Genomic DNA, 25,928 nt, shown 5'->3' on the forward strand with positions numbered 1-25,928 from the left:
GCACAACCTCCGCTTCACGCAGCTTGCCAATAATCTCTTCCGGGCGATGCTTCTTGCTCGGCATTCATAATCTCCTTCGTAATCCAAAATATCATCAATTTTGGACCACTCAGAAGGGGGCAGATCAGGTTTTTTGCTTTACCGCACTGGGCTTGGCGTTGCTGATGCTACCGTTCGCCTTGCACGAGCGGCTCGGACTATCGGCCCGGGGCACGGCCTTGATGATGACGCCCTGGCCGCTCGCCGTGCTTCTGACGACGCCGATGACCTCGCGTCTCCTGAATCGCGTTCACCCGGCACGGCTCTGCGCCGTGGGGGCTTTCGTTCTGGCGTGTGGTCTCGCAACATTGGCGGCGGTCCCGTCCGGCTCGGGTGCGTCGGTGCATGTCGTTGGTGTCATTTTCTGCGGGATCGGATTCGGACTTTTCCAGACTCCGAACAACCGCACCATGTTTCTCGCTGCGCCCGCAGACCGCGCCGCTTCGGCTGGAGGGGTGCAGGGAACCGCACGGCTTGCAGGACAGGTGACGGGCGCTCTGGCAGCTTCGATCTTGCTTTCAGAGGCGGCCGTCGAAATCGCTTTCTCATCCGCTTTTGGTGTTGCCGCGATTGCTGCCTTTGCGTCTGCCGGGATTAGCTGGTGGAACAAACGGGCGAAGAGCCGCTATTCACCCGATTGAGGCCGAAAGCCGACAGTCAGCAAACGGCCAATGGAAGCGGCTCCACGGCGACCGGCTATTTTTTTTGCCCGTCGCTCATCGCCATCAGGACCGACAGGGCGAGCGTGGCGGCGCCGCGCTTGATCGTCGGTTCGGGGACGGGTGCGAAGAAAGGGGAGTGGTTGACGGGCATCGCCTTGCCCTCGGCCTTGTATTGCGCGGCCATCGCGGGGTCCTGGCCCCCGATCGCGAAGAAGACCGAAGGGACACCGGCGTTGATAAATTCCGAAAAATCCTCGCTCGCGGTGCCGCCGGCTTCGCTGGCGGGTACGAAGGCGACCGCCTTGCCAAAGGCTGCGGTCAGCACCGCGGCCGAGCGCGCCGACAGCGAGGAATCATTGTAGACCGCACTGGTTCCGCCGGGACGCTCGATCGTGGGCGCCGGCGCGCGGGCCATGTCTGCGACACTCCGCGCCGTGCGCTGAACGCCGTCGATGAGCAGTTTGCGTGTGGCATCGTCGTGCGACCGCAGCGTCAGCTTCAGGTCGGCATGGTCGGGGATGATGTTGTTGACTGTCCCCGCGACGAAGCTGCCGACGGTGATGACGCCGAACGCCTTGGGGTCTTTTTCGCGGCTGATCACCGACTGGACATCCGTGACGAAGCGGCTGCCCATCATCACCGGATCGATGCTCTTGTCGGGCATCGATCCGTGCGCCCCGACGCCGTGGAAAGTGATGTGGATCGCGTCGGAGGCGGAGCTGACCACGCCGTCCTTCACGACCACCGTGCCGGCGGGCAACGGGGCGACATGCGCGGCGAAGCCGGCATCGGGTTTGGGCCAGCGGGTGAACAGGCCGTCGGCGATCATCGCTTCGGCGCCGCTCACCGATTCTTCAGACGGCTGGCCGATGAACATCAGCGTGCCGTGCCACTGGTCCTTCATCGCGACCAGCGCCGCCGCCGCGCCAACCCACCACGCCATATGGCTGTCGTGCCCGCAACTGTGCGTGACATAGGTGAGCTTGCCGTCGACGGTCTGCTGCGCGCGGCTGGCATAAGGCAGGCCGGTTTTTTCCTCCATCGGCAGCGCGTCCATCTCGGTTCGGACGAGGATGGTCGGGCCTTCGCCATTTTTGAAGATCGCGACCACCCCGGTCTTGCCGACCTTTTCGGTTACCGTGAAGCCTAGCTTGCGCATTTCGGCCGCGAGCCGCGCCGCGGTGCGATGTTCCTGATAGCCGACCTCGGGGTTGGCGTGGAGATCCTTGTAGAGCGCGTCGAGGTGCGGATATTGCTGATTGAGGGAGGTGTCGATCCGCGTGCGCGCGGCGACGACATCGAAGCCCGGATGGGCCGCCGACTGGGTGGCTACATTCTGGGCCAAAGCCGGGGCGGCGCAGGCGAGCAGTGGAACGGCGGTCAGGGTCAGCAATATCTGGCGCATGGTGAATACTCCGTCGGGATTGAAAATGGGGCGGTCAGCGCAGCAGCGTCGTCACAAGGCGCTCGAGGAAATCGTCGGCGACGGGGCGGCCGGCAAGATAGCCTTGGTCGATCGCCGAGGTCAGGACGAAGAGAATCTCGAACGGCCCGAGCATCGGCTGGAAGCCCTGCGCGGCCAAAGCGCGTGAAAGCACGGTGACATTGGTCTTTCGCCGTGCGCGCTGTGCGTCGCGGATCGGCGTAATCAAAGCGGGCGCGATTCTGTGCGCCTCATAGATGGCGGGCAGGCAAGTGCTGACGACCGGGTCGTCGTAGCGGTTGCGGACGCGAACCGCGAAATCGAGCACATCGGCCTTCGCATCACCGGTGTCGGCAAGCAGCGCGTCGTCGAACCGGTCGTTGAAGGCATCGACCAGTGCGGCGATCGCCGAAGGCCAGCGGCGATAAAAGGTCGGGCGCGGGATTCCGGCGTGCGCGCAGATGCGATTGACCGAGAGTCCTGCAAAGCCCTGTTCACCCAATATGACGACCGCGCTGTGCTTGATCCGCTCGTCGAGATCGGACTGCCGCGGTCGTCCGACCGCCATATTCTTTTCATCGTCCAATGCGGCGCACTCCCTCGCTCATGAGATTTCATGCCTCATGCAATCCCATTGATCGACGACAAAATAATTTCGATGCAAGTTTGCATCGAAATGCTGTGATGCGTCAAGAGTTTCCGTTCGGGGTCGTCATCGCATCGTGCCGACGTGAGGATTGACACTGACGTCCATCCTGCGTCAAAGATCGTTTCGATGCATAACTGCATCGAAACTGTTCGCGGCGGCGATAGATGGTGACAAACATCCGGATCGGCGACCGCGATGGTCGTCGCGACAGGATAAACAGGGAAGGGGTTTTTCGGAATGTCGGACAATATCAAACGGATGCTGGTGATGTCGGCGTCGCTGCTCTCGCTGGCGAGCGCGCCGGCTTTTGCGCAGGACGAGTCAGCGGGCGAGGGCGCCTCGGCAACGAGCGAGATCGTCGTCACCGGGTCGCGCATTGCGCGCCGTGATTTCAGCGCTTCGAGCCCCATCGTCACGCTGGGCAGTGATGCGGTGTCCGCGACCGGCAGTGTCACGCTAGAGGGCGCGCTCAACCAGCTTCCGCAATTCACGCCCGATTCGACCGCTTTTTCGAACGATCTGAATGCGACCGGTCAGGCGACGCTCAATCTGCGTGGTCTCGGCGCGCAGCGCAATCTCGTCTTGCTCGATGGTCGCCGTCTGCAGCCTTCGAACGCGAGTCAGGTCATCGACATCAACACGCTGCCGACGATCCTGATCGGCGGGACAGAGATCATCAGCGGCGGCGCTTCGGCCGTTTACGGGTCCGACGCCATCTCGGGCGTCGTCAACTTCAAGCTGCGACAGATCGACGGCGTCGAGATCAGCGGACAGAATACGCTCACCAGCCGCGGCGACGGCGGCATACGCGAAGTGTCGGTCGGTGCCGGAACGCGTTTCGCCGACGGGCGCGGGCAGGTGACGGTGGGTGCGTCCTATACCGACCGTGACGCGATCGGCATCAATGCCCGTTCCTTCTTCCGCGAGAATCGCGGTGTGTCGGGCACCATCCCGCTCGGCCTATTCACGCCGGGCGCCAACGCGCCGAACCAGGCCGCGGTCGATGCCGCCTTTGCGGCCTATGGTTTCGCTCCGGGGACCGTTCTCAACAGCACGTCGATCGGCGTCAATCCCGACGGCACGCTCTTTTCGACCGGACGCGGCGTTTTCAACTATCGTGACAATATTCCCTTTGTGAACAACACGGGCACGGCTTTGCTGCAGGTGCCCGGCACCACCTATTCGCAGATTCCGATCGAACGCATCTCGACCTTTGGCCGTGCGACCTTCGAGGCGTCGGACAATTTGAAGCTGTTCGTTCAGGGGCTTTATACCGATTATACGTCGACGACGATCCAGGACGCGGCGCCCAATGCCGGCCTGTGGACGATGCGCGTTCCGGTAGCGAATCCGTTCATCCCGAGCGCGCTGCGGCCGCTGCTCGGTGCGCGTGCCAACCCTGCAGGACCAGTGGTTGTGACCAAGCGTTACAGCGAGGTCGGCCCCCGCAGCGTCGATCATGAAGCGACGACCTGGCAGATATTGGGCGGCGCATCGGGCAAATTCGGCGACAGCGGCGTGACCTGGGAACTTTACGGGTCGACCGGCAAGAGCGTTGTCGACGACATCTCTTTCGGTTCGGTCTTCACCGACAAGGTTCAGCAGCTTGTGTCGGCGGCCGATGGCGGCGCTTCGATCTGTGCCGGGGGCTATAATCCCTTCAGCGCGACAAATTCGGCCGAATGTGTCGCTTATATCAGCGGGACGACGCGCAATCGCACCGAAACGCGGCAGGATGTCGTCGAACTCAATATCCAGGGAGGACTCGCCCAGCTTCCCGCGGGCGAATTGCGCTTCGCCGCCGGGGCGGGCTACCGCCGCAACACCTTCAGCTTCGAACCCGATCCGCAGCAGATCACCGGCAATGTCGTCGCGATCGCGAAAACTTCGCCGACCGCCGGTTCAACGAGCGCGAAGGAAGTCTATGCCGAGCTGCTCGTCCCCGTGTTGCACGACATGTTTGCGATCCAGAATCTGACGCTCGATTTCGCCTACCGCTATTCCGATTACAAGCAGAGCGGGGGTGTCTCGACCTACAAGGTCGATGTCGACTGGACGGTGGTGGAAGGGCTGCGCCTGCGCGGCGGTTATCAGCGCGCGATCCGCGCCCCCAACGTTGGCGAACTCTACACGGCCACCACCGGACTCTATCCGACGATCGGGCTGATCGCCAACGGCGCCGGCGATCCGTGCGACATCCGCAGTGGCTTCCGCACCGGGGCTAATGGAGCGAAGGTTCGCGACATCTGCATTGCGCAGGGAATGCCGGCGGGGATCGCCGACGTCTATGTCAACAATGTCGCGCAGGTCGCGGCCTTCCTGTCCGGCAACCAGAATCTCAAGCCCGAAACGGCCGATACCTATACGATCGGTGCCGTGCTGGCGCCGCGCGCGTCTTCGCCCTGGCTTTCGGGTTTCCGCGCGTCGGTCGACTATTATAATATCGCGATCGACGATGCGATCGCGACGATCCCGGTCTCGGTGTCGCTCAACAAATGCTTCAACGCCGACGGCAGCAATGCGGGCTATGACGCGGCGAATTTCTATTGCGCGCTGATCGGCCGCGATGCGGCGTCGGGCGGTATCACCAACGCGCTGCAGCCCTTCCTCAACCTGGGTGGCTATCGCACCGCGGGCGTTGACGTTCAGCTCGACTGGACGGTGCGCCTCGCCGATGTCGGCATCGGCGATGGATCGGGACGCTTCGGCATTTCGTCGGTGATCAACTATCTCGACAAGTTCGAAATCCAGAACCTGCCGGGCGCACCGTTCCAGGATTTCGCGCGCACGATCGGTTCGGGGACGACGCTGCCGCGCTGGCGTTCGACGACCTCGTTCACCTATGGCACCGATCGCTTCAACGCCCTGCTGCGCTGGCGTCATGTTGGCGCGATGATCGATGCATCGATGGTCACCAATGCCGCGAGCACGACCCCAGGCGTCAAAGCCCATGACTATTTCGACCTTTCGCTGCGCGTCGATCCGGTCGAGCGGTTCAGCGTGCGGTTCGGGGTGAACAATTTGTTCGACAAGACGCCGCCGGTGGTCAGTGGGGTTCTCGGCCAGACCGATGCCGGCACATACGATGTGCTCGGCCGCACCTTCTATCTGGCCGCCACGGCCCGCTTCTGAGAACAGGCGAGGGAGAGATTTATGTCGATACTGATACGATCTGTCGTGGCGTGTGTGGCGCTCGGTCTTGCGGCGGCGCCGCTGTCGCTGGCGGCGCAGACGTCCGCGCCCGCAGCGCAAGGCGTGTCGGGCGCCGCAGGAGTGCTGATTGACAGCCAGCCGCTGGCGGCCGGGTTCGGCCTGGAGGGAGCGGCGCAGGCTTTCGCGATCCGTTACACGTCGACCGACGGCGTTGCGGGCAGCGGAACGGTCCCGGTGACGGGGGCGCTGTTCATCCCCAAGGGTACGCCGCCGAAGGGCGGCTGGCCGCTCATCGCGTGGGCGCACGGCACTGTGGGTATCGGCGATGATTGCGCACCGTCACGCAACGCGCGTTCGGCGCGCGATCGTACCTATCTCGATCACTGGCTTGGCGAAGGCTATGCGATCGTCGCGACCGATTATCAGGGGCTCGGCGCGCCCGGCCCGCATCCCTATCTGAACAGCCGTGCCGCGGCTTACTCGACGCTCGACGCGATCCGCGCGGTGCAGGGCGGTCGGTTCGGTATCGCGGGCACCGTGCTGCTCGTCGGCCAGTCGCAGGGTGCGGGCGCGGCCTTCGCCACCGCCGGCTATGCGCCGGACTATGCCCCCGGCCTCGACATTCGCGGCACGGTGGCGACCGGTATCCCCAATCTCGCGGCGGTCCCGGCCGGGGCGGCGGGCGATGATGAAAAGGTCGATCGGCTCATCGCCTATCTGCTCTACATCGCCTCGGCGGCGCAGCAGATCGATCCGAAATATGACCCGGCCGCAGTGTTGACCGATCGCGCCATGCCGCTGTTCGAGCGCGCTGCCGACACCTGCGTCGTCGACATGTTCGGCGCGGTCGTCGAGGCTGGACTGACGCGGGCCAACACGTTCAAGACCGACTTCTGGCGCCATTATGCGCCGATGCTGACCCACGCCGGCTACCCCACGCTCAACATTCGCACCCCGGTGTTCATCGGGTCGGGGGCGCAGGATGTCGACACGCCCGCGTCGATGCAGAAGGCGCTGGTGGACGCCGCCTGCGCCGCCGGATCGACGATCGAGGCGCATGTCTATCCGGGCCTCGATCATTCGGGGACGGTCAACCGCTCCTTCGCCGACTCCCGGCTTTTCGCGCGTCGCGTCATGGCAGGCGAAGCGATTGCCACGACTTGCGCGGCCTGACCTGTTGCTATGTGGAGGATTTCGGGCGGCTCAGCAGGGTCCTGCAAGCCGCCCTTGCTCCCGGTGGAGCCGACAATAGTTCGCGCTCGAATATTGGGCGCCGCATCGCGCGGCCGATCCCGTCTGCACGGCCGACAGATGGGAAGGCTGCCCACCGATTGTGGTCGAATGTCTTCGACAACAAAATAAATTTATCAGTTAGTTGGGGCTAAACCTTGATGAAAATTCGCAGCCTTTGGCATGGCCGGAATCATTCCCACTCAATGGTTCCGGGCGGTTTTGACGTATAGTCATACACCACCCGGTTGATCCCTTGAACCTCGTTGATGATCCGCGTCGAACAGCGGCTTAGGAAGCTCGCATCGAACGGATAAATGTCGGCGGTCATTCCGTCGGTCGAGGTGACGGCGCGCAGCGCGCAGACATTGTCATAGGTGCGATGGTCGCCCATTACGCCGACGGTCTTGACGGGTAGCAGCACCGCGAAAGCCTGCCAGATCGCATCATAGAGCCCGGCGTTGCGGATCTCTTCGAGGTAAATGGCGTCGGCCTTGCGCAGCGTGTCGCACGCGGGCTTGGTCACCTCGCCGGGGATACGGATTGCGAGGCCGGGGCCGGGGAAGGGGTGGCGACCGACGAAAATGTCGGGAAGACCCAATTCCTTGCCGAGCAGGCGGACCTCGTCCTTGAACAATTCGCGAAGCGGTTCGACGAGCGCCATCTTCATGCGCGCGGGCAGGCCGCCGACATTATGATGGCTCTTGATCGTCACGCTCGGTCCCCCAGTGAAGGACACGCTTTCGATGACGTCGGGATAGAGGGTGCCCTGCGCAAGGAAGTCGGCGCCGCCGAGCTTCTGCGCTTCCTCGTCGAACACATTGATGAATTCGCCGCCGATGAACTTGCGCTTCTTTTCGGGGTCGATGACCCCGGCGAGGCCCGCCATGAAGCGTTCCTCGGCGTCGACGACGACCAGCGGGATATTATAATGGTCGCGGAACAGGCGCTCGACCTGCTCGCGTTCGTTGAGGCGCAGCAGTCCATGGTCGACGAACACACAGGTCAGCTGCTCGCCGATCGCTTCGTGGATCAGCACCGCGGCGACCGCGCTGTCGACGCCTCCCGACAGGCCGCACAGCACGCGCTTGTCGCCGACCTGCGCGCGGATGTCGGCGATCTTGCTGGCGCGGAATTCGGCCATCGTCCAGTCGCCCGAACAGCCGCAGACATGGCGGACGAAATTGGCGATCAGCTTCGCGCCGTCGGGGGTATGGACGACCTCGGGATGGAACTGGGTGCCATAATAGCGACGCTCATCGTCGGCGATCAGCGCGAAGGGCGCGCCATCGCTGACGGCGACGATGCGGAAGCCGGGGGCAAATTCGGTGACCTTGTCGCCGTGGCTCATCCACACCTGATGGCGCTCGCCGACTTCCCACAGGCCGTCGAACAGGACGCAGGGCTCGGTGACGGTCAGAAAGGCGCGGCCGAATTCGCCGTCGCGCTCGCCGTCCTTGCCACCGGGTTCGACCTGGCCGCCCAGCTGTTGGCTCATCACCTGCTGACCGTAGCAGATGCCGAGGATCGGCAGGCCGCTGTCGAAGATCGACTGCGGTGCGCGCGGGCTGCCATCGGCGGGAACCGATGCGGGCGACCCCGACAGGATCACGCCCTTGGGCTGCATCCGCTCGAGCGCGGCCTCGGCCGCGTTGAACGGGACGATCTCGCTATAGACGCCGGCCTCGCGGACGCGGCGGGCGATAAGCTGGGTCACCTGACTGCCGAAATCGACGATCAGGATGGATTCAGGGGCGAAGGACGTGTCTGGAGTCGGCATGGCTGGCCGATAAGGGCATGCGCCCATGCTGTCCAGCGGTCGATGGCCACTGCCGGTCGAACTTCGCTCGCCCTGCCATATTGTTGCGACAAATCGCGACTAGATGAACCGCGGGCCAAATCAAATGTCAGGACGGGTTCAGCCGGCCGACCGTAAGAAACAGCGATAACAAGAATAGAAGAAGGCGCCTCTCCCAATGAATAGGACTCTCTCGATCCGGGCCGTTCTGCTTGCCGCGACCGCCATGGCGGCGACGCCGGTGCTGGCGGCCAACGAAGCCGGCACCGTCGCGCTCGCCGTTTCGGCCGCAGCCGCCGACCAGCCGTCAGATAGTGCGCCGGCCGCGCCCAGCCAAGATGACGATTATGACGAGATCGACGGCGAAGAAATCGTCGTCACCGCGCCGCGCCTGGCGGGACAGCTCGACACCAATATCTCGGCCGAGGTCGAACTCGATGAAGCGGCGATCGCCAGCTATGGCGCCTCGTCGATCGAGGAGTTGCTCGACGCGCTCGAACCGCAGACGCGTTCGGGCCGCGGTCGTGGCGGCGGCCGTCCGGTGATGCTGGTCAATGGACGCCGCATTTCGGGCTTTGGCGCGATTCGCAACCTGCCGCCCGAGGCGATCGCGAAGGTTGAAGTTTTCCCCGAGGAAGTCGCGCTGCAATATGGCTATGCCGCGACCGAACGCGTCGTCAATTTCGTGCTCAAGCCCAATTTCCGGCAGATTTCGGTCGAAGGCGAAGCCGGGATGCCGACGCAGGGCGGCCGTTTCCAGAGCGAGTTGGAACCAGCCTTTGTGGCGATCGGCCAGAACGGTCGTATCAACGTCAACGCCGGTTGGGAACATAAGGGTCTGCTCCGCGAAAGCGGCCGCGACATCGACTATAGCTCCGATCCGGGCCGCGCCGACGAAGCCATCGCGCGCAGCCTGCTTTCGGCGACCGACGAATATGTCATCGACGGCACGATCGTCCGCAACATCGACAAGGTGACCGAGGCGTCGCTGAGCGTGCGTTTCGACCAGACCGACAGTTTGAGTCTGCTCGGCCCCACCCTCGAAGACCCCAGCAATCCGCGTCGCCGTGACAGTCGTGCGCAGAATTTGACGACGTCGGCGAGTGTCAACGGGATGCTCGGCGACTGGCGCTGGTCGACGACGGGCAATTATGCCGATGCCGACACGCGGACCTTCACCGATAGCGGGGACGGGATTACCCGCGACCGTTTCGACAGCAGCCAGCAGAGTTTTGGCGCCAATGCCAATATTTCGGGCAGCGTCATGGAAGGCTGGGCCGGGCCGATCCGCGCGTCAATCACCGGCGGTTATAGCGGGCTGCGCTTTGACAGCGAGGCGCAGGGGGCCGTGACCCAATTGTCGCGCGATACCCCCAGCGTCTTCGGGTCGCTCACCATCCCGCTGTTCGATCCCGAATATGAAGTTGGCAATTTCGGCCGCGTATCGCTGACCCTGAATGCGCAGGCCGAACGGCCGAGCGATTTTTCGGCGCTGAAAAGCTGGGGCACGACGCTCAACTGGGGCGTCACCGACAATCTGTCGTTGATCGCCAGTTACAAGAATGACGAAGCGGCGCCCAGCATGACCCAGCTTGGCGCGGCGCCGCTGGAGACCGACGGCGTCACCTATTATGACCTCAAGACCGGTCAGACGGTCCAGATCACGACGGTCACCGGTGGCAACCCCTTTCTGCGCGCCGAACAGCGGCGCGATCTGAAGGTTGGGCTCAACTGGGACGTGCCGATGCTCGAGGGGCTGCGCTTCTCGATCGATTATAACCGCAACCAAAGTTACGACACGGCGAACAGCTTCCCGCTGCTGACCGATGCGATCGAGGCGGCTTTCCCTGACCGCGTGACGCGGGCGCCTGACGGAACTTTGCTCGCACTCGACCAGCGGCCGGTCAATTTTGACCGCGCGACCAACTCTCAAATCCGCTGGGGCTTTAATTTCGGCAAAAGCTTTGGCCAGAAGGAAGCCGAGGCCGGCAGCGCACGCGGTCGCGGTCGTCCCGATGGCGAACGGCGCGGTGCGCGCGGCGGCGAAGGCGTGACTCCGCCGCCCGGCGGTGCTGGCGAAGGCGCGCCTCCCGCGGCGGAGGGCGAACGTCCCCCGGCCGCTGCGGGCGAGCGGCGGCGTGGCGGCCCTGGTGGTGGTCCCGGCGGCGGGTTTCGTGGCGGTCGTGGTGGTCCGGGTGGCCCCGGCGGCATGATGGGTGGTCCGCAACAGGGTGGGCGCTGGCAGGTGTCGCTTTATCACACGGTCAAGCTCACCGACAAAGTGCTGATCGGTCCCGGCGTGCCCGAACTCGACCTTTTGAACGGGTCGGCGACCGGCAATGGCGGCGGCAGCAACCGTCATCTCGCCGAACTCGACGGCGGGCTCTTCTATCAGGGGATGGGGGCGCGGCTGAGTGCCAAATATGACAGCGGCAGCCGCGTTGTCGGCGGCGCCAATGGTGACCTCGATTTCGGCGATCTCGCGACCTTCAACCTGCGCTTCTTCATGGACTTCAACCAGAAGCCGAAGCTGATCGAGGCTGCGCCCTTCCTGAAGGGATCGCGCTTGCGCCTGTCGATCGACAATCTCTTCGATGCGCAGCGCAAGATCACCGACGGCAGCGGCCGGGTGCCGCTCAATTACCAGCCCGGCTATACCGACCCCTTGGGCCGCTATGTCGAGTTGGAGTGGCGCAAGTCCTTCTAGGCCGCGAGGCGCCGAGCGGCGACGGCCGCTTCGGATGACGGGTCGGCGGGGATGAAGGTCAACGCTTTCAGAAACTGCGCGGTGCAGGCGGGCCAGCTATAGCGGGTGCCGAGCGCGGCGGCATCGCTGCGCTTGCACGCCAGCGCCGCCGCAATCGCCGCATCGAGATCCTCGTCGAGCGCCCCTGCGCCGTCGCGGATGATGTCGGCGGGCCCCGGAACCGGAAAGGCCGCGACCGGGGTGCCACAGCTTAGCGCCTCGATGACGACCAGCCCGAACGTGTCGGTGCGGCTGGGGAAGACGAAGACATCGGCGCCGGCATATGCGGCGGCGAGCGTTTCGCCCGACAATTTGCCCAGGAAGACGGTTTCGGGGTGTCGCGCCTTCAACTCGGCTAGCGCAGGGCCGTCGCCGATGACCACCTTCGTTCCCGGGCTGTGGCTGCCCAAAAACGCACCGATATTCTTCTCGACCGCGACGCGGCCGACATAGAGCTGGATCGGGCGCGGCAGTTTCGCGAAGTGCGGATGCGGTGCGCGGTCGGCGCGGAACAGGTCATGATCCACTCCGCGCTCCCACATCATCGTCTGGCCCAGACCCTGTTCGGCAAGCTCGCGCGCGAGGCTGCGGGTCGCGACCATGATGTGCTGCGCCGGGCGGTGGAACCAGCGGATAAAGCGCCAGACAAAGGCGGGCGACAGCGGCAGCCGCGCCGCGACATATTCGGGAAAGCGGGTGTGATAGGCGGTGGTGAAGGGGAAATCATTCTTCACGCACCAGCGCCGCGCCGCGAGCCCGAGCGGGCCCTCGGTCGAGATATGGATCGCCTGCGGGGCAAAGGCGCGAATATACCGCCCGACCTTGCGCCAGCCGGCGAAGGCGAGGCGGATTTCGGGATAGGAGGGGCAGGGGATCGAACGGAACAGGTCGGGCGAGACAACTCCGACTTCATGCCCTGCGGCGCGCAATTCGGCGATTGTTGCCTGCAAGGTGCGGACGACGCCATTGACCTGCGGCTCCCAGGCGTCGCTGACGATAAGGATCCTCATGCTGCGCGCGCCGGGGCTGGCAGCTGGAGCGTGGCGGGCACGACGCGCGCCGCGACCTCTTCGGCCCAGTGCAATATCTCCATCGTCCCGTCATGATGTTCGACCAGCGCGGTGCAACCTTCGACCCAGTCGCCGTCGTTATAATATTCGGTGCCCTCGATCTCGCGCATCTCGGCGCTGTGGATATGGCCGCACACCACGCCATCGACCCCGCGAGAGCGTGCGGCGTGGGCCACCACTTCCTCATAGCGGCCGATGAACTGGACGGCGTTTTTGACCTTATGCTTGGCGACCATCGACAGCGACCAGTAAGGCAGGCCGAACGCGCTGCGGATGCGGTTCACCACCACATTGCATTTCATCAGCGCGGTGTAGGCGGCGTCGCCGACGAAGGCGAGCCAGCGGTGCGCCAGCATCACCGCGTCGAATTCGTCGCCATGAACGACCAGCAATTTGCGGCCGTCGGCGGTCTCGTGGATCGCCTCGCGGCGGATTTCGACCCCGCCGAAATCGAAGCCGTCGAACGGCTTGCACATCTCGTCATGGTTGCCGGGGACATAGACAACGCGCGTGCCGCGCTTGGCGCGCTTGAGCACGCGCCAGACGACGTCATTATGCTCGGGCGGCCAGAAATGGCGCTTCTTGAGGCGCCAGCCGTCGATGATGTCGCCGACGAGATAGAGCGTCTCGCAATCGACATGGTCGAAAAAGTCGATCAGCATCGCGGCGTTGCAACCGCGGGTGCCAAGGTGAATGTCGCTGACCCACACCGTGCGATAACTGCGCCGTTCGCCGATCAGTCGTTCGGGGACATGCGGGTCGGTGGTGAAGGGGTCGGGAAAGCGGGCGGGGATGGGCAGGGTCGAAATCGTTGCCATGTCACACTCCGAAAGCAGCCTTAGCTGCCCTCGGCCTAGACAGGAGATTTGTTACAGCCTGAGATTCGAAGTGGCGTCAGTTTGAAGACGCTTTGGCGGCGGTTGTGTGACGACGGCCTTCATCCCCTCCCGCAGGCGGGAGGGGGATCAGATCCGCCGGATCACCAGATTCCGGATCTCGCTCATATCCTCCATCGCAAAGCGGATTCCTTCGCGGCCCAACCCGCTGTCCTTGACCCCGCCATAGGGCATATTATCGACGCGATAGGAGGACACGTCGTTGACGACGACGCCCCCGACATCAAGATGATCCCACGCCTCCAGCACCTTGTGGATGTCGCGCGTGAACAGCCCGGCCTGCAGCCCGAACTTGCTGTCGTTGACCTCGGCGAGCGCGGCGTCCCAGTCGGTGAAGCTGGACAGGATCGCGAGCGGGCCAAAGGCTTCCTCGCGATAGGCGTCGGCGCTGCGGTCGACATTCTCCAGCAAGGTTGCCTGGAGCATCGCGCCGTCGCGCTTGCCGCCGACGAGCAGCTTCGCGCCGCCCGCGACCGCGGCCTGAATCCAGTTGTCGAGCCGCGTGGCTTCCTTTTCGGAGATCATCGGACCGATGAAGGTGTCGCGCTGCTTGGGGTCGCCCGCAACCAGCGTCCTGGTCTTGGCGACCAGCATGTCGCGGAATTTGTCGTAAATATCGGCGTGGATGATGATCCGCTGGACCCCGATGCACGACTGGCCCGACTGATAGAACGCGCCGAAGATGATGCGCGCGAGCGCATGGTCGAGGTCGGCGTCCTTGTCGACGACCACCGCGGCATTGCCGCCGAGTTCGAGCACGACCTTCTTCTTGCCCGCCTTCGCCTTCAAATCCCAGCCGACACCCGGCGAGCCGGTGAAGCTCAGCAATTTCAGCCGCTCGTCGGTGGTGAACAGGTCGGCGCCCGCGCGCGTCGCGGGCAATATGCTGAACGCCCCCTCGGGCAGGATGTCGCATTCGGCGAGCACCTCACCCATGATGATCGCGCCCAATGGCGTAAGCGAGGCGGGCTTCATCACGAAGGGGCAACCGATTGCGATCGCCGGCGCGATCTTGTGCGCGGCGAGGTTGAGCGGGAAGTTGAACGGCGAGATGAAGCTGCACGGCCCGATCGGCACGCGCTTCCACATTCCCATATAGCCCTTGGCGCGTGCCGAAACGTCGAGCGGCTGGACCTCGCCATAGTTGCGCGTCGCTTCCTCGGCGGCGATGCGGAAGGTGTCGATCAGGCGCCCGACCTCCCCCTCGGCGTCATTGATCGGCTTGCCCGCCTCGACGCACAGCGCATAGGCCAGCTCGTCGAAGCGTTCGCGAAACCGCCCGACGCAGTGATTGAGGACGTCCTGCTTCTCATAGCTCGCCAGCCGCGCCATCGGCTCGGCGGCGCGCACCGCCCCGGCGATCGCTTCGTCGATTACATCGGGGGTCGCGAGCGCGGTGCGAAACGCGACCTCGCCAGTATATTTGTCGGTGACCGCAAGGTCGGTGTTCGGCTGCACCGCCTTGTTGTTGAGATAGAGCGGATAGACGTCCTTGAGTTTCATTCTGCTTCTCCAACATTCTTCAACGCTGTCACCCCGGCTCCCCACTTTGTCATCCCCGCGAAAGCGGGGACCCAGGGGCGACATATTCAGCCGTTGAGATGCTCATAAAGATCGAGCCACTGCGGATTATCGCGTTCGATCAGTTCCAGTTTCCAATCCCGCCGCCACTTTTTCATCGCCTTCTCCCGCGCGATCGCTTCATTCACGTCGGCAAAGGCTTCGGCGTGCACCAAGCGATGAACGTCGTATTTCGCAGCAAACTTGGAGCCCTCTCCGTTCCGATGCTGCCAGATTCTCTGAGATAGGTTGCCCGTCACGCCAATGTAGATCGTTCCGTTGCGTCCGCTCGCGAGAATATAGACGTGATAGGTCTGTTCCATGATGCCCCTGGGTCCCCGCTTTCGCGGGGATGACAGAAATTAGCGCTCTCATGTCATCCCCGCGAAAGCGGGGACCCAGCGACGGCCAAGCTCGATCTTACAATTCCTTCGACAGCTTCTTGATGTCGATGTTCAAAATCTGGTCATTCTCCGAATAATCGACCGGGCAGTCGATCAGATGCACCCCCGGCGTATCGCGCGTGTGGGCGAGAAGTTCCTTCAGATGCGCGGCGCTTTCGACGCGGTGGCCGTGGGCGCCATAGGCTTCGGCATATTTGACGAAATCGGGGTTGCCATAGGTCAGCCCCCAATCCTTGAAACCCATATTCGCCTGTTTCCAGCGGATCATGCCATAGCTGTTGTCGTTGAGGATCAGCACGGTCATGTTGAGCCCCAGCCGAACCGCGGTCTCCATTTCCTGACTGTTCATCATGAAGCCGCCGTCGCCGCAGATCGCCATGACCTTGCGCTTCGGATAGAGCATCGCCGACATCATCGCACTCGGCAGCCCCGCGCCCATCGTCGCCAGCGCGTTGTCGAGCAGCACGGTATTGGGGCGATAGGCGGTGTAACCGCGCGCGAACCATATTTTATAGACGCCGTTATCGAGGCAGATGATCCCGTCGTCGGGCATCGAGTCGCGAACCTGCTGCACCAGATGCGGCGGGAAGATCGGGAAGCGGGCGTCTTCGGCCAGCGGCGCGGTGTGCGCGACCTCGCCCTGACGATAGGCGAGCAGATGGTCGAACTTCCACCCGCCGTTGGGGACGATATCCTCCTTCATCTGCCAGATCGCATTGGCGATATCGCCGATCACTTCGATGCCGGGGAAATAGACGGGATCGACCTCGGCGGTCTTGGTCGAGACGTGGATGACCGTCGGGCCGCCCTGCTTCATGAAGAAGGGCGGCTTTTCGATCACGTCATGGCCGAGGTTGACGATGCAGTCCGACGCCTCGACCGCGCGGTGGACGAAATCGCCCGACGACAGCGCGGCGCAACCGAGGAATTTCGGATGGCGCTCGTCGATCACGCCCTTGCCAAGCTGGGTGGTGAGGAAGGGAATACCGGTCTTTTCGATGAATTGCAGCAGCATGCGGCTGGTCATCGTGCGGTTCGCGCCCGCGCCGATGACGAGGACGGGCGAGGTCGCTTCCTCGAGCGCCTTCACCGCCTCGCGGATCGACTTCACATCGGCGGTCGGGCGGCGCGACAGGCTGCGCTTGATCGGCAGACTGTCGGTATGCTCGTCGGCGATATCCTCGGGCAGCTCGATATGCACCGCGCCGGGCTTTTCCTCTTCGGCAAGGCGAAAGGCCTCGCGCACGCGGCTCGGGATATTGTCCGACGATGCCATCTGGTGGGTATATTTGGTGATCGGCCCCATCATCGCGACGACGTCGAGGATCTGGAAGCGGCCCTGTTTCGATTTCTTGATCGGTTTCTGGCCGGTGATCATCATCATCGGCATGCCGCCCAATTGCGCATAGGCGGCCGCGGTGACGAAATTGGTCGCGCCGGGGCCCAATGTGGCGAGGCAGACGCCGGTCTTGCCGGTATGGCGCCCGTAAGTGGCGGCCATGAAGCCCGCGCCCTGCTCATGCCGTGTCAGGATCAGCTTGATCTTTTTCGATCGCGAAAGACTGTCGAGAAAGTCGAGATTTTCTTCGCCCGGGACGCCGAAAATATATTCGACGCCTTCTTCTTCCAGACAATCGATAAACAGGTCGGATGCTTTTTTCACAAGTGTCGCCCCTCCGTCCCGCACCACATGATGCGGCCCCAAGTCGGTGCCGGCGACCCTCGACACAAATGACGGCACAGCGGTCCCGTCATACGGTCGCGAGTCCCTGCTGCCCCGGAAGAGGTTGTAACGAGGGGTAAAGGGGTTGTCACTCGCGCCGTGGAGCGTGTTGCGATCAGGGCTTGGCGATCCACAGATCACGGACGAGGCGGCCCGAAACTTCCGATCCCGCCGGGATTTCTGCGCTGCGTCCCGTGGCGACAGAGGGCAGGATGCAGAATAGGGCTGCTGTCGCGAGGCCATCGTCGGCGCCGCGTTTGCCCCGTGCCTCGAGCATCCCGCTGACGCGCAGGGGACCGCCGGGCAGTTCGGCATAGAGCAATTGGACGTCGAGCTTGCCCGATTTTCCGAACGCGCCGCGTTTGTCGGCGCGCGTCAGCTGGGCGACCACGATCGTGCCGACCGGGATCGCCGTAACACTATCGGCAACCACCGGCGCCGCGACCTTCAGATAGAGAAGGTCGCCCTTTACATTCTTCCTGGTCGAAATGCTGTCGCGGGTAACGAGGTCGATCAATGTGCCTGCGGCTATCCGGACCGGAGCAGCCTGTCCGGCAGGAGGTGAGGTGGGCTCGGTGCCGCCTGCCGGGCAGCCGATGGCCACCGCGATCGCCACAGCGATGGCGCGACAGGATCTCACGGTGCGGTCGGCAGCGGGCGCGGGATTTCGGTATCCTGTTCGACAAAGCCGGTCATCAACTCACCGGCCTTGATCTTGGCATTATTGCCTTTTGCGAACAGGCCCAGCGGCCCCAGTGCAAGTATGCCCAGCGCCGTTTCGCCGCCGCCGCTGGCTCCCTTGGCGCTGTTGTTGCCGGTGACGGGTATGCGGAAACCATTATTCTCGACATAGACAAGCCGCGCCTCCAGCGATCCCGATTTTCCGACATTGCCGCTCGATTTTGCCTGCATCACTTCGCCCCATGCGATCGCGCCCACGGGCAGGACGGTGATGCCATCGACCAGAACCGGCTTATCGACGCGCAGCCTGAAGCGATGCCCGGCCATATGCGTTTTCGTCGTCACTTCGGATATCACCATGAAGTGAATGGGGGTGTCGCGCTTCAGGAGCAGCATCGGAACGCCTCGTTCGGTTGCATTCGCGACGACGACGGGCGGTGCGATCACGCTGGTTTCGGCGGGCGCCGCCGGCTCGGCCGTATCGGCGGCTGCAGGCTGCGCCGCTACGGACAGCAAAGCCGCAATTACAGCACCGTGAAATAACGCCATCAGATTCCCCCTAAAGTCCCGTTGGGTGTAAGCCATGATTAAGTAAAATTGCCAAGACAGAATTTTGTTGACCTTGCCCGGCCGGGCGAAGAACTAGGGCCAGTCTAAAGGGGGAGCAGAATATGAAGCGAATCAAGATATTGGTAGCAGTCGGTATCGCAGCCATGGCGGTTGCGACGCCGACTTTGGCGAAGAAAAAGGACGTCGCCCACGTCATGGTCAATGAGGAAATGGGCGTGCCCGTCTTCCCCCATGACATCACTGACAAGCCGTATAAAATTGTCGGCGTGGTCACCGCGGGCGTTCGCAAGGCGACGATTTTCAGCAAGGAGCCGTCGCAGAAGAAAATCTATGACGAGATTTGGGAACGCGGCGAAAAGCTGGGCGCCGATGCCGTGATCGGCGCGAAATATGGTGACAGCCATGTTACGGCGCTTAGCTGGGGCAACACCAAGGCTGGCGGCGTCGCGGTCAAATTCCTGACCGCCGAAGAGATTGCTGCTGGAGCCAAGGGCGATACGCTCGAGGGCTTCGACCCCGCAGCCTGGACCGGCAAGACGAAATAGGAACGCGCGGCTCCGGCCGGACTATCGTGAAATACAGAAAAGGGGAGCGGCGCCGCCGTTCCCCTTTTTGCCGTCCGGTTCAGTCGATGTCGAACAGGCTCGCCAGCTGCTCGACCATCGTGCCGCCCAATTGTTCGGCGTCCATGATCGTCACCGCGCGGCTGTAATAACGCGTCACATCATGGCCGATGCCGATCGCGCACAGCTCGACGGGTGAGCGATTCTCGATCCATTCGATCACCTGGCGCAGATGCTGGTCGAGGTAGGCGCCATGATTGACCGACAATGTGCTGTCGTCGACCGGTGCGCCGTCCGAAATCACCATCAGGATGCGGCGTTCCTCGGGGCGGCCGATGATGCGGCTGTGCGCCCATGTCAGCGCCTCGCCGTCGATATTTTCCTTGAGCAGCCCTTCGCGCATCATCAGGCCGAGCGACTTGCGCGCGCGGCGATAGGGCTCGTCGGCGGGCTTGTAGATGATGTGGCGCAAGTCGTTGAGGCGGCCGGGATGCGCCGGGCGTCCCGCCGCGAGCCAGTCTTCGCGGCTCTGCCCGCCCTTCCACGTCCGCGTCGTGAAGCCGAGGATTTCGGTCTTCACGCCGCAACGTTCGAGCGTGCGCGCGAGAATGTCGGCGCTGATCGCGGCGATGCTGATCGGCCGCCCGCGCATCGAGCCGCTATTGTCGATCAGCAGCGTGACGACGGTATCGCGAAAATCGGTATCGCGCTCGACCTTGTATGACAGCGACTGGCCGGGCGAGACGATCACGCGCGCGAGGCGTGCGGCGTCGAGCTGGCCTTCCTCCTGATCGAAATCCCATGCGCGGTTCTGCTGCGCCATCAGGCGGCGCTGAAGGCGGTTGGCGAGCTTGGTCACCGCGCCCTGCAGATGCGCCATCTGCTGGTCGAGATAGGCGCGCAGCCGCGTCAGTTCGTCGGCGTCGCACAGCTCGGTCGCGAGGATGATCTCGTCATGCTTTTCGGTGAAGCGCAGATAGTTGAAATCGGGAACATCGGTGGGCAGGCGGTTGGGACGCACGGGCAACATGCCCTCATCGCCTTCGCCGCCCATTTCGGGCTCGCCGTCGGCATCCATTTCCTGCGCGTCGGGGTCGCTGTCGCCGTCGTCTGCCTGATCGCCGGCCATTTCGGCGCGGGCGTCGACTTGGCTTTCACCGGCGCCGCCGTCCTCGCTATCCTGTTCTTCCTGGCTTTCCTCGGCCTCCGATTCATCCTCGTCGCCGCCGTCCTCGCTGCCCTGTTCCATCGGCTCGTCGCTCTGGATCAGGTCGAGGTGACGCAGCGCGAGCTTCGCGGTCTCGGCGAAGGCGGCCTGATCGTCGAGCAGCATCGACAGCGCGGTGATGTCGCCGCCCGCATCTTTCGCGATCCATTCGCGCACCAGCGACAGGCCGGTTTCGGTGCCTTGCGGCGGCGTGTCGCCGGTCAGCGCTTCGCGCAGCATCAGCTCGAGCGCGCTTGAAATCGGCACATCGTCGCGGTTCTGCGCGCGGCTGATCGGGTCGCTGCGCATCCGCATCGTGAGGCTGGCCGACAGGTTGCTGCGCATCCCGTCCATGTGACGCGCGCCCAGCGCCTCGATCCGCGCGCGCTCCATCGCGTCGAACGCGGCGGCGGCGAGCGGTTCGGACGGGCGCGCCGCAGCGTGCAATTTCTCGCTGTGATGCTTCATCCGCAGCGCATAGCCATCGGCAAAGCCGCGCGCTTCGGCGACCTGATCGGCGGGCAGGGTGCGCGACGGCGTCGGAACCTTGATCGCCTTGCCGATCTGCGCGGGCGCGTCGGCGGTGAAGCCGACCTCGACCTCGGCATCGCGCGTCACCGCACGCGCCACGCTCGACAGCGCGGCCTTGAAGTCGTCGAGAGGAGAAGAAGCGGACATGGAATCGGCTCTAACCAGCTTTTGCCGTTGAAGGAAGATAGGGAGGAACGACTTTTCCTCTTCGTCACCCCGGACTTGATCCGGGTGTGGATTCACATTTGAAGTGCAACGTGCGGAAGGTTTCGGCTGGGGTTTTGAATCCGAGGCATTTTCTGGGTGTGTTGTTGTAGTTTGCGATGATGGCGTCGATGGCTTTGGCTGACAAGTCGTCGAGGTTGGTTTTTCGGGGCAGGTTGCGGCGCAGCCTGCCGATGGCGTTTTCGACACCGCCTTTCTGCCATGGAGCGTGCGGATCGCAGAAGTAGGCGTTGAGGCCGAGCTGCTGTTCGATGCGGTGATGGCGGGTAAATTCGGTGCCATTGTCGAAGGTGATCGAGCGTCGCAGCGCGGCTGGCAGGGGTCTCAGCATCCCGACGAGCGCGTCGGCGACGGGATCGGCCTTGAGGCTGGCCTGACGCAGGGCGATGGCGATCCGCGAGTGGCGTTCATGGGCGATCAGGATCGCCTGTCCCGAAGTGGAGAAGAGCATGGCATCGGCCTCCCAATGGCCTGCCTGCTTGCGGGTGGCGATGCTGTCGGGGCGGTCGTGGACCGAGAGACGGTCGGTATAGCGCGGCCAGCCGCCCTTGGTGCGCCAGCCGCGCTTGTACTTGGCGCGCGGGAGGTAGAAGCGCCAGCGCCGGTCGTTGGTGCGTTTGAGCTGGGCATAGACGAAGCGGTAGATGGTCTCATGGCTGATGACCTGATGGCCTTGTTCATGGGCCAGACGCCCCGCCACCTGCTCAGGCGACCAGCCCTGCGCGAGCCGGTCGAGCACTTGTTCACGCAAGGCATCGTCACGCTCGAGCCGCGTCCCGGTCCAGCGCCGAGCATCGGCCTGCGCCTGCGCATAGGCAGGCTGGTAACCGACCTTGGCTCCACAGTTGCGCTTCAACTCGCGCGCGATGGTCGACGGCTGGCGATCCAGAGCTGTAGCGATCTGCCGGATCGATTGCTCGTCTTCATAAAGACGGGCAATCGAACAGCGCTCCTCAATCGATAACTGACGGTATCTCGACATGGCAACACCTGTGTGAGGTGTTGCACTTCGTTTGTGAACTCAGGGGGGGCTATTGCTGCGGCTGGTCATGGACCCCGGATCAAGTCCGGGCTGACGATGGGGGGGGGGGGGAGGGGGTGCGAAGGGCGTGTAGGCCAGGCCATCGCTATGCTCGCTTGACCCGGCGCGAGGCCAAGGGCATCCGCAGCCCATGGCCTCCCCCACAATCTCCCCCATGAAAAAGCCCTGGATCGTCATCCTCTGCGCGGCGCTCATCGTCACGCTGGCGATGGGGGTCCGCCAGTCGTTCGGCCTGTTCCTGCCGCAGATGAGCGTCGATATCGGGATCAGCCGGTCGGACTTCGGCCTCGCGATGGCGCTGCAAAACCTGCTGTTCGGGCTGGTCCAGCCCTTCGTCGGCGCGCTTGCCGACAAGCATGGCGCGGGGCGCGTCGTGCTCGGCGGCGCGCTGCTTTATGCGGTCGGGCTGATCGGTGCCGCGCTCGCGACCGAAGCGATCGGGCTGCATATCAGCTTCGGCTTGCTGATCGGCATGGCGCAATCGGCGACGACCTTCGTCGTCGTGCTCGGCGCTGTCGGCCGGGTGGTGAGCCCCGAAAAGCGCAGCAGCGCCTTTGGCATGGTCACCGCGGGCGGGTCGCTCGGGCAATTTCTCGTCGTGCCGCTGGCGTCGCGGTTGCTCGGCGACCTCGGCTATCATGAGACTTTGTGGATCATGGCGGCGATGGTCGCGCTCTGCGGCCTTCTTGCGATCGGCGTTGCAGGGCGGACCGACGGGCCGGGTCTGAGTGCCGAGGTCGATCAGACCGCGCGCGAGGCGCTGCGCGAGGCCGCGGTGCATCGCGGCTTCTGGCTGCTCAACGCGGGCTTTTTCGTCTGCGGCTTCCACATCGCCTTCATCGCGACGCATCTGCCCGCCTATCTCGACGACAAGGGGCTCGGGATTGAAATCGGCGCGCAGGTTCTGGCGCTGGTCGGGCTGTTCAACATCCTCGGCTCCTATGCTTTCGGCCGCGCGGGCGATGTTCTGCGCCAGAAATATGTGCTGTCGGGGCTCTATGTCGCGCGCTCGGCGGTGATCGCGCTGTTCCTCTTCCTGCCGCTCAACCACGCGAGCGCGCTGGTGTTTGCGGGCGCAATGGGTTTCCTGTGGCTCGGCACCGTGCCGCTGACCAGCGGCATCGTCGGGCGCATCTTTGGCATCCGCTATCTCTCGATGCTCTATGGCATCGTGTTTCTGAGCCATCAGCTCGGCAGCTTTTTCGGCGCGTGGATGGCGGGGCTGATCTTCGACGCGACCGGCAGCTATAATATCGCATGGGGCTTTTCGATCGCGCTCGGACTGTTCGCCGGGCTCGTCCACCTGCCGATCGCCGACGGTCCGGTCAAACGGCTGCAAGCGGCATGAAGATTGCGCGGCAGGATTGGGTGGCGCTCGGGCTGTTCGCGGTCATTGCGACCGGCGGCCTGTGGCTGTGGAGCGGCGAGGGGCTTGTGATCTGGCTCACCGACGTTGCGGTCATGTGCGGCTTCGGCTAGGGTTGCTCCGCCGTCGGCACGCGGTTGCAGATCGCATCGTCGCCATCCTTGGGAACCGCGGGATCGGGAAGCAGCCGAAAGACATAAGCGAGGTGCGTCGTGACACGCTCGGGCCGCGTTTTTTTGTCCGCGACGACGTCAACGAAATCGCGGCATGCGACCGCGCTGCGCAGGAAATTGCTGTGTCCCGTCGAGGTGCGCGATACGTCGGTGGTATCGATCACGGTCATGCCCGAGATGGCGACGGGATAGCAGCGCGCGGGAAGCCCCTTGGCCTGAAGGTCCGCCGCCTCGAACGGATCGAAGCAATAGGGTGAGCCAAGGCGCGGATAGCCGTGGAGCGCGCGCGAGGCGGCGAGCGCCTTATCCTTCAGCGATACGTAAACGCTGATCCGCCGACCGCGCGCTACGCGCGCGGGGGCCAGGACGTCACCGGCAATGTCGCGCTCGAATGTCTCGCGGTCGATATCGGGCGAGGCGAGGATGATGTTCGAAATATTGCTGCTGTCGGCGGTCGCCGACGCCCGGTCGACATAGGCGATCGCGGGCACGACCAGTCGCGCGCCCAGCGAATGAGACACGATGACGATTTCCTTGACCCATGTGCGTTCGGCCAGTGTCTTCAGGAAATCGCGGAAATTGCGGACGTCGTGATACATGTTGGTCTCGTCGACCGCATAGCCCAATATCTCACCCTGTGACGGCCAGCTATATTCGATCACCGGCCCGTCGAAGCCGGTCATGCGCTGGATCTGCGCCGCATCCTTCGACGTCGTCTCGAACGTCTCGCGATAGCCATGGATGTAAAGCAGCACGCGGCCCTGTTTGCGGTCGGTCTCGGCCTGCAGCGCGCGCCACCAGTCGGCCGAATCCTGAAACGCCATTGGCGTGCGCAATGCCTTGTCACGCCCGACCTTGACCTCGACCGGCGCGGCAAAGCGGCCATAGCGCATCCGGTCACCGCGATGGCGCAGCAGGCGGATATCGTCGGTGCGGCAGTCGGGCAGGCGGCTCGTCGCGAAGAACAAAGGCAGCGCCGCGCCATCGACCGCCGCGCCCGGCTGCGCGGTGCAGCGCGGGTCGGCGACATAGTCGGCGTGGCGAATTTTGCCATATTCAACCGGCGTGATGCAGCCGGACAGCGCCAGTGCGGCACACGCCACCGCGAGGTGGCGCGCGGCGATCACTTCGCGACCACGCTTTCGGGCAGATCCTCGCCGAATACGCGCTGATAATATTCGGCGACGATCATCCGCTCGGCCTCATCGCATTTGTTGAGGAAGGTCAGGCGGAATGCGAAGCCGATGCTGTTGAAGATCGCCGTATTCTGCGCCCAGCTGATCACCGTGCGCGGCGACATCACGGTCGAGATATCGCCGTTGATGAAGCCCTGACGCGTCAGATCGGCGACCTTCACCATATTCGCGACTGTGGCGTCGTCGGTGCCGGGGACCTTGGCGAGGATGATCGCGCTTTCGGTCGCGGCGGGCAGATAGTTGAGCGTGACGACGATGTTCCAGCGGTCCATCTGGCCCTGGTTGATCTGTTGCGTGCCGTGATACAGCCCGCTCGTGTCGCCGAGACCCACGGTGTTCGCGGTCGCGAACAGGCGGAAATGCGGGTTCGGGCGGATGACGCGATTCTGGTCGAGCAGGGTCAGCTTGCCCTCGGCCTCCAGCACGCGCTGGATCACGAACATCACGTCGGGGCGGCCCGCGTCATATTCGTCGAAGACGAGCGCGGTCGGGGTCTGCAATGCCCAGGGGAGCAGGCCTTCGCGGAACTCGGTGACCTGCTGGCCGTCCTTGAGCACGATCGCATCGCGGCCGACCAGGTCGATACGGCTGATATGGGCATCGAGGTTGACGCGGATGCACGGCCATTTCAGGCGCGCTGCAATCTGTTCGATATGGGTCGACTTGCCCGTGCCATGATAGCCCTGCACCATCACGCGGCGGTTGTGCTTGAAGCCCGCGAGGATCGCCAGCGTGGTGTCGCCGTCAAAGACATAGGCGGGATCGAGATCGGGGACGCGTTCGTCGGCTTCGCTGAATGCCGGCACCTTCATGTCGATATTGACGCCGAACACCTCGCGCGCATCGATTTCGGTATCGGGCGCCGAGAGGAGCGTCGAACCATGATGGTCGGGAAGGCTGTTCGGGATATCGGTCATGTCAAAGGCCCAACGAGAAATTCAGGGAGAGATTCGCCAGCACACCGGCGTATCGGCTAGCGCGGTATAGGCATGGGTTGCGGCTTGCAACGCCTTTTGCGGCG

Annotated in this window: 21 protein-coding genes; 7 read left to right on the forward strand and 14 right to left on the reverse strand. The window is 63.7% G+C overall.

The features are described from left to right. Positions 1-164 precede the first annotated feature (164 nt). Positions 165-680, forward strand: a complete 516-nt coding sequence (locus CDQ91_RS11890; protein WP_419722565.1) for an MFS transporter — start codon at positions 165-167, stop codon at positions 678-680. Positions 681-735: 55 nt separating this feature from the next. Here the strand turns inward: CDQ91_RS11890 and CDQ91_RS11895 are convergent, their stop codons facing one another. Beyond that, the gene (locus CDQ91_RS11895; protein ID WP_088472964.1) at positions 736-2,106 is read right to left on the reverse strand and encodes an amidohydrolase; all 1,371 of its coding nucleotides are present in this window, start codon (positions 2,104-2,106) and stop codon (positions 736-738) included. 34 nt (positions 2,107-2,140) lie between these two features. Next, a complete protein-coding gene (locus tag CDQ91_RS11900; protein ID WP_088472965.1) occupies positions 2,141-2,710 on the reverse strand; it encodes a TetR/AcrR family transcriptional regulator in 570 nt (189 codons plus the stop codon). Positions 2,711-3,010: 300 nt separating this feature from the next. Between CDQ91_RS11900 and CDQ91_RS11905 the strand changes: the two genes are divergently transcribed. Both CDQ91_RS11905 and CDQ91_RS11910 read left to right on the forward strand, forming a co-directional pair. Continuing rightward, a complete protein-coding gene (locus CDQ91_RS11905) occupies positions 3,011-5,905 on the forward strand; it encodes a TonB-dependent receptor domain-containing protein (protein ID WP_088472966.1) in 2,895 nt (964 codons plus the stop codon). A gap of 21 nt (positions 5,906-5,926) precedes the next feature. Then, a complete protein-coding gene (locus tag CDQ91_RS11910; RefSeq protein ID WP_088472967.1) occupies positions 5,927-7,099 on the forward strand; it encodes a lipase family protein in 1,173 nt (390 codons plus the stop codon). Positions 7,100-7,349: 250 nt separating this feature from the next. Here CDQ91_RS11910 and guaA read toward each other — a convergent pair whose 3' ends face one another. Further along, positions 7,350-8,936, reverse strand: coding sequence for a glutamine-hydrolyzing GMP synthase (guaA, locus tag CDQ91_RS11915; protein ID WP_088472968.1), 1,587 nt, complete (start codon positions 8,934-8,936; stop codon positions 7,350-7,352). Positions 8,937-9,132: 196 nt separating this feature from the next. Between guaA and CDQ91_RS11920 the strand changes: the two genes are divergently transcribed. After that, positions 9,133-11,661 (forward strand): TonB-dependent receptor plug domain-containing protein, encoded by a 2,529-nt coding sequence (locus CDQ91_RS11920; RefSeq protein WP_088472969.1) that lies wholly within the window; start codon positions 9,133-9,135, stop codon positions 11,659-11,661. Here CDQ91_RS11920 and CDQ91_RS11925 read toward each other — a convergent pair. The 7 genes from CDQ91_RS11925 to CDQ91_RS11955 all read right to left on the reverse strand — a co-directional run bounded on the left by CDQ91_RS11925 (position 11,658) and on the right by CDQ91_RS11955 (position 18,583). Next, on the reverse strand, positions 11,658-12,710 hold the full coding sequence (locus CDQ91_RS11925; RefSeq protein ID WP_088472970.1) for a glycosyltransferase family 4 protein: 1,053 nt from the start codon (positions 12,708-12,710) through the stop codon (positions 11,658-11,660). The two genes, CDQ91_RS11920 and CDQ91_RS11925, sit on opposite strands and share 4 nt — an antisense overlap. Beyond that, a complete protein-coding gene (locus CDQ91_RS11930) occupies positions 12,707-13,588 on the reverse strand; it encodes a UDP-2,3-diacylglucosamine diphosphatase (protein WP_088472971.1) in 882 nt (293 codons plus the stop codon). The genes CDQ91_RS11925 and CDQ91_RS11930 overlap by 4 nt, the downstream gene beginning before the upstream one ends. Positions 13,589-13,735: 147 nt before the next feature. Then, complete coding sequence (locus CDQ91_RS11935; RefSeq protein ID WP_088472972.1) at positions 13,736-15,169, reverse strand: aldehyde dehydrogenase family protein; 1,434 nt, start codon at positions 15,167-15,169, stop codon at positions 13,736-13,738. Positions 15,170-15,255: 86 nt separating this feature from the next. Then, a complete protein-coding gene (locus CDQ91_RS11940; protein ID WP_088472973.1) occupies positions 15,256-15,549 on the reverse strand; it encodes a GIY-YIG nuclease family protein in 294 nt (97 codons plus the stop codon). Positions 15,550-15,646: 97 nt separating this feature from the next. Continuing rightward, complete coding sequence (locus CDQ91_RS11945; protein WP_088472974.1) at positions 15,647-17,293, reverse strand: acetolactate synthase large subunit; 1,647 nt, start codon at positions 17,291-17,293, stop codon at positions 15,647-15,649. Positions 17,294-17,468: 175 nt separating this feature from the next. Further along, positions 17,469-17,957, reverse strand: coding sequence for a hypothetical protein (locus CDQ91_RS11950; protein WP_144036765.1), 489 nt, complete (start codon positions 17,955-17,957; stop codon positions 17,469-17,471). 32 nt (positions 17,958-17,989) lie between these two features. Next, positions 17,990-18,583, reverse strand: coding sequence for a hypothetical protein (locus CDQ91_RS11955; protein WP_088472976.1), 594 nt, complete (start codon positions 18,581-18,583; stop codon positions 17,990-17,992). Between the two features lie 122 nt (positions 18,584-18,705). Here CDQ91_RS11955 and CDQ91_RS11960 point away from each other — a divergent pair, with 122 nt between their 5' ends. Beyond that, positions 18,706-19,149: a hypothetical protein gene (locus CDQ91_RS11960; RefSeq protein WP_237245956.1), complete on the forward strand. Its 444-nt coding sequence runs from the start codon at positions 18,706-18,708 to the stop codon at positions 19,147-19,149. A 79-nt stretch (positions 19,150-19,228) separates the two neighbouring features. On the opposite strand, the gene cobT is transcribed toward CDQ91_RS11960, so the two are convergent. Both cobT and CDQ91_RS11970 read right to left on the reverse strand, forming a co-directional pair. Beyond that, positions 19,229-21,052, reverse strand: coding sequence for a cobaltochelatase subunit CobT (gene cobT / locus CDQ91_RS11965; RefSeq protein ID WP_088472977.1), 1,824 nt, complete (start codon positions 21,050-21,052; stop codon positions 19,229-19,231). A gap of 64 nt (positions 21,053-21,116) precedes the next feature. Next, complete coding sequence (locus tag CDQ91_RS11970) at positions 21,117-22,112, reverse strand: IS30 family transposase (protein ID WP_088472978.1); 996 nt, start codon at positions 22,110-22,112, stop codon at positions 21,117-21,119. Between the two features lie 214 nt (positions 22,113-22,326). Here CDQ91_RS11970 and CDQ91_RS11975 point away from each other — a divergent pair, with 214 nt between their 5' ends. Then, complete coding sequence (locus CDQ91_RS11975) at positions 22,327-23,520, forward strand: MFS transporter (protein ID WP_201791894.1); 1,194 nt, start codon at positions 22,327-22,329, stop codon at positions 23,518-23,520. Further along, entirely contained in the window at positions 23,517-23,651 is a 135-nt protein-coding gene (locus CDQ91_RS21880; protein WP_272897615.1) for a hypothetical protein, read from the forward strand. Before CDQ91_RS11975 ends, CDQ91_RS21880 begins: the two co-directional genes overlap by 4 nt. Here CDQ91_RS21880 and CDQ91_RS11980 read toward each other — a convergent pair. After that, positions 23,648-24,838, reverse strand: coding sequence for an alpha/beta hydrolase (locus CDQ91_RS11980; RefSeq protein WP_088472980.1), 1,191 nt, complete (start codon positions 24,836-24,838; stop codon positions 23,648-23,650). The two genes, CDQ91_RS21880 and CDQ91_RS11980, sit on opposite strands and share 4 nt — an antisense overlap. Further along, on the reverse strand, positions 24,835-25,824 hold the full coding sequence (gene cobS, locus CDQ91_RS11985) for a cobaltochelatase subunit CobS (RefSeq protein ID WP_088472981.1): 990 nt from the start codon (positions 25,822-25,824) through the stop codon (positions 24,835-24,837). The genes CDQ91_RS11980 and cobS overlap by 4 nt, the downstream gene beginning before the upstream one ends. Positions 25,825-25,928: the final 104 nt, after the last annotated feature.

Origin of the sequence: Sphingopyxis witflariensis (assembly GCF_002205635.1) — a bacterium.
In the GTDB taxonomy this organism is placed as follows: Bacteria; Pseudomonadota; Alphaproteobacteria; order Sphingomonadales; family Sphingomonadaceae; genus Sphingopyxis; species Sphingopyxis witflariensis.

Bases quoted from the DNA above. Each gene is read 5' to 3' on its own strand.
- CDQ91_RS11970 (WP_088472978.1), bottom strand. From the start codon at position 22,112: ATGTCGAGATACCGTCAGTTATCGATTGAGGAGCGCTGTTCGATTGCC.
- cobS (WP_088472981.1), bottom strand. From the start codon at position 25,824: ATGACCGATATCCCGAACAGCCTTCCCGACCATCATGGTTCGACGCTC.
- CDQ91_RS11960 (WP_237245956.1), top strand. From the start codon at position 18,706: ATGAAGCGAATCAAGATATTGGTAGCAGTCGGTATCGCAGCCATGGCG.
- CDQ91_RS11975 (WP_201791894.1), top strand. From the start codon at position 22,327: ATGAAAAAGCCCTGGATCGTCATCCTCTGCGCGGCGCTCATCGTCACG.
- guaA (WP_088472968.1), bottom strand. From the start codon at position 8,936: ATGCCGACTCCAGACACGTCCTTCGCCCCTGAATCCATCCTGATCGTC.
- cobT (WP_088472977.1), bottom strand. From the start codon at position 21,052: ATGTCCGCTTCTTCTCCTCTCGACGACTTCAAGGCCGCGCTGTCGAGC.
- CDQ91_RS11935 (WP_088472972.1), bottom strand. From the start codon at position 15,169: ATGAAACTCAAGGACGTCTATCCGCTCTATCTCAACAACAAGGCGGTG.
- CDQ91_RS11955 (WP_088472976.1), bottom strand. From the start codon at position 18,583: ATGGCGTTATTTCACGGTGCTGTAATTGCGGCTTTGCTGTCCGTAGCG.
- CDQ91_RS11940 (WP_088472973.1), bottom strand. From the start codon at position 15,549: ATGGAACAGACCTATCACGTCTATATTCTCGCGAGCGGACGCAACGGA.
- CDQ91_RS11925 (WP_088472970.1), bottom strand. From the start codon at position 12,710: ATGAGGATCCTTATCGTCAGCGACGCCTGGGAGCCGCAGGTCAATGGC.
- CDQ91_RS21880 (WP_272897615.1), top strand. From the start codon at position 23,517: ATGAAGATTGCGCGGCAGGATTGGGTGGCGCTCGGGCTGTTCGCGGTC.
- CDQ91_RS11920 (WP_088472969.1), top strand. From the start codon at position 9,133: ATGAATAGGACTCTCTCGATCCGGGCCGTTCTGCTTGCCGCGACCGCC.
- CDQ91_RS11890 (WP_419722565.1), top strand. From the start codon at position 165: ATGCTACCGTTCGCCTTGCACGAGCGGCTCGGACTATCGGCCCGGGGC.
- CDQ91_RS11905 (WP_088472966.1), top strand. From the start codon at position 3,011: ATGTCGGACAATATCAAACGGATGCTGGTGATGTCGGCGTCGCTGCTC.
- CDQ91_RS11930 (WP_088472971.1), bottom strand. From the start codon at position 13,588: ATGGCAACGATTTCGACCCTGCCCATCCCCGCCCGCTTTCCCGACCCC.
- CDQ91_RS11910 (WP_088472967.1), top strand. From the start codon at position 5,927: ATGTCGATACTGATACGATCTGTCGTGGCGTGTGTGGCGCTCGGTCTT.
- CDQ91_RS11895 (WP_088472964.1), bottom strand. From the start codon at position 2,106: ATGCGCCAGATATTGCTGACCCTGACCGCCGTTCCACTGCTCGCCTGC.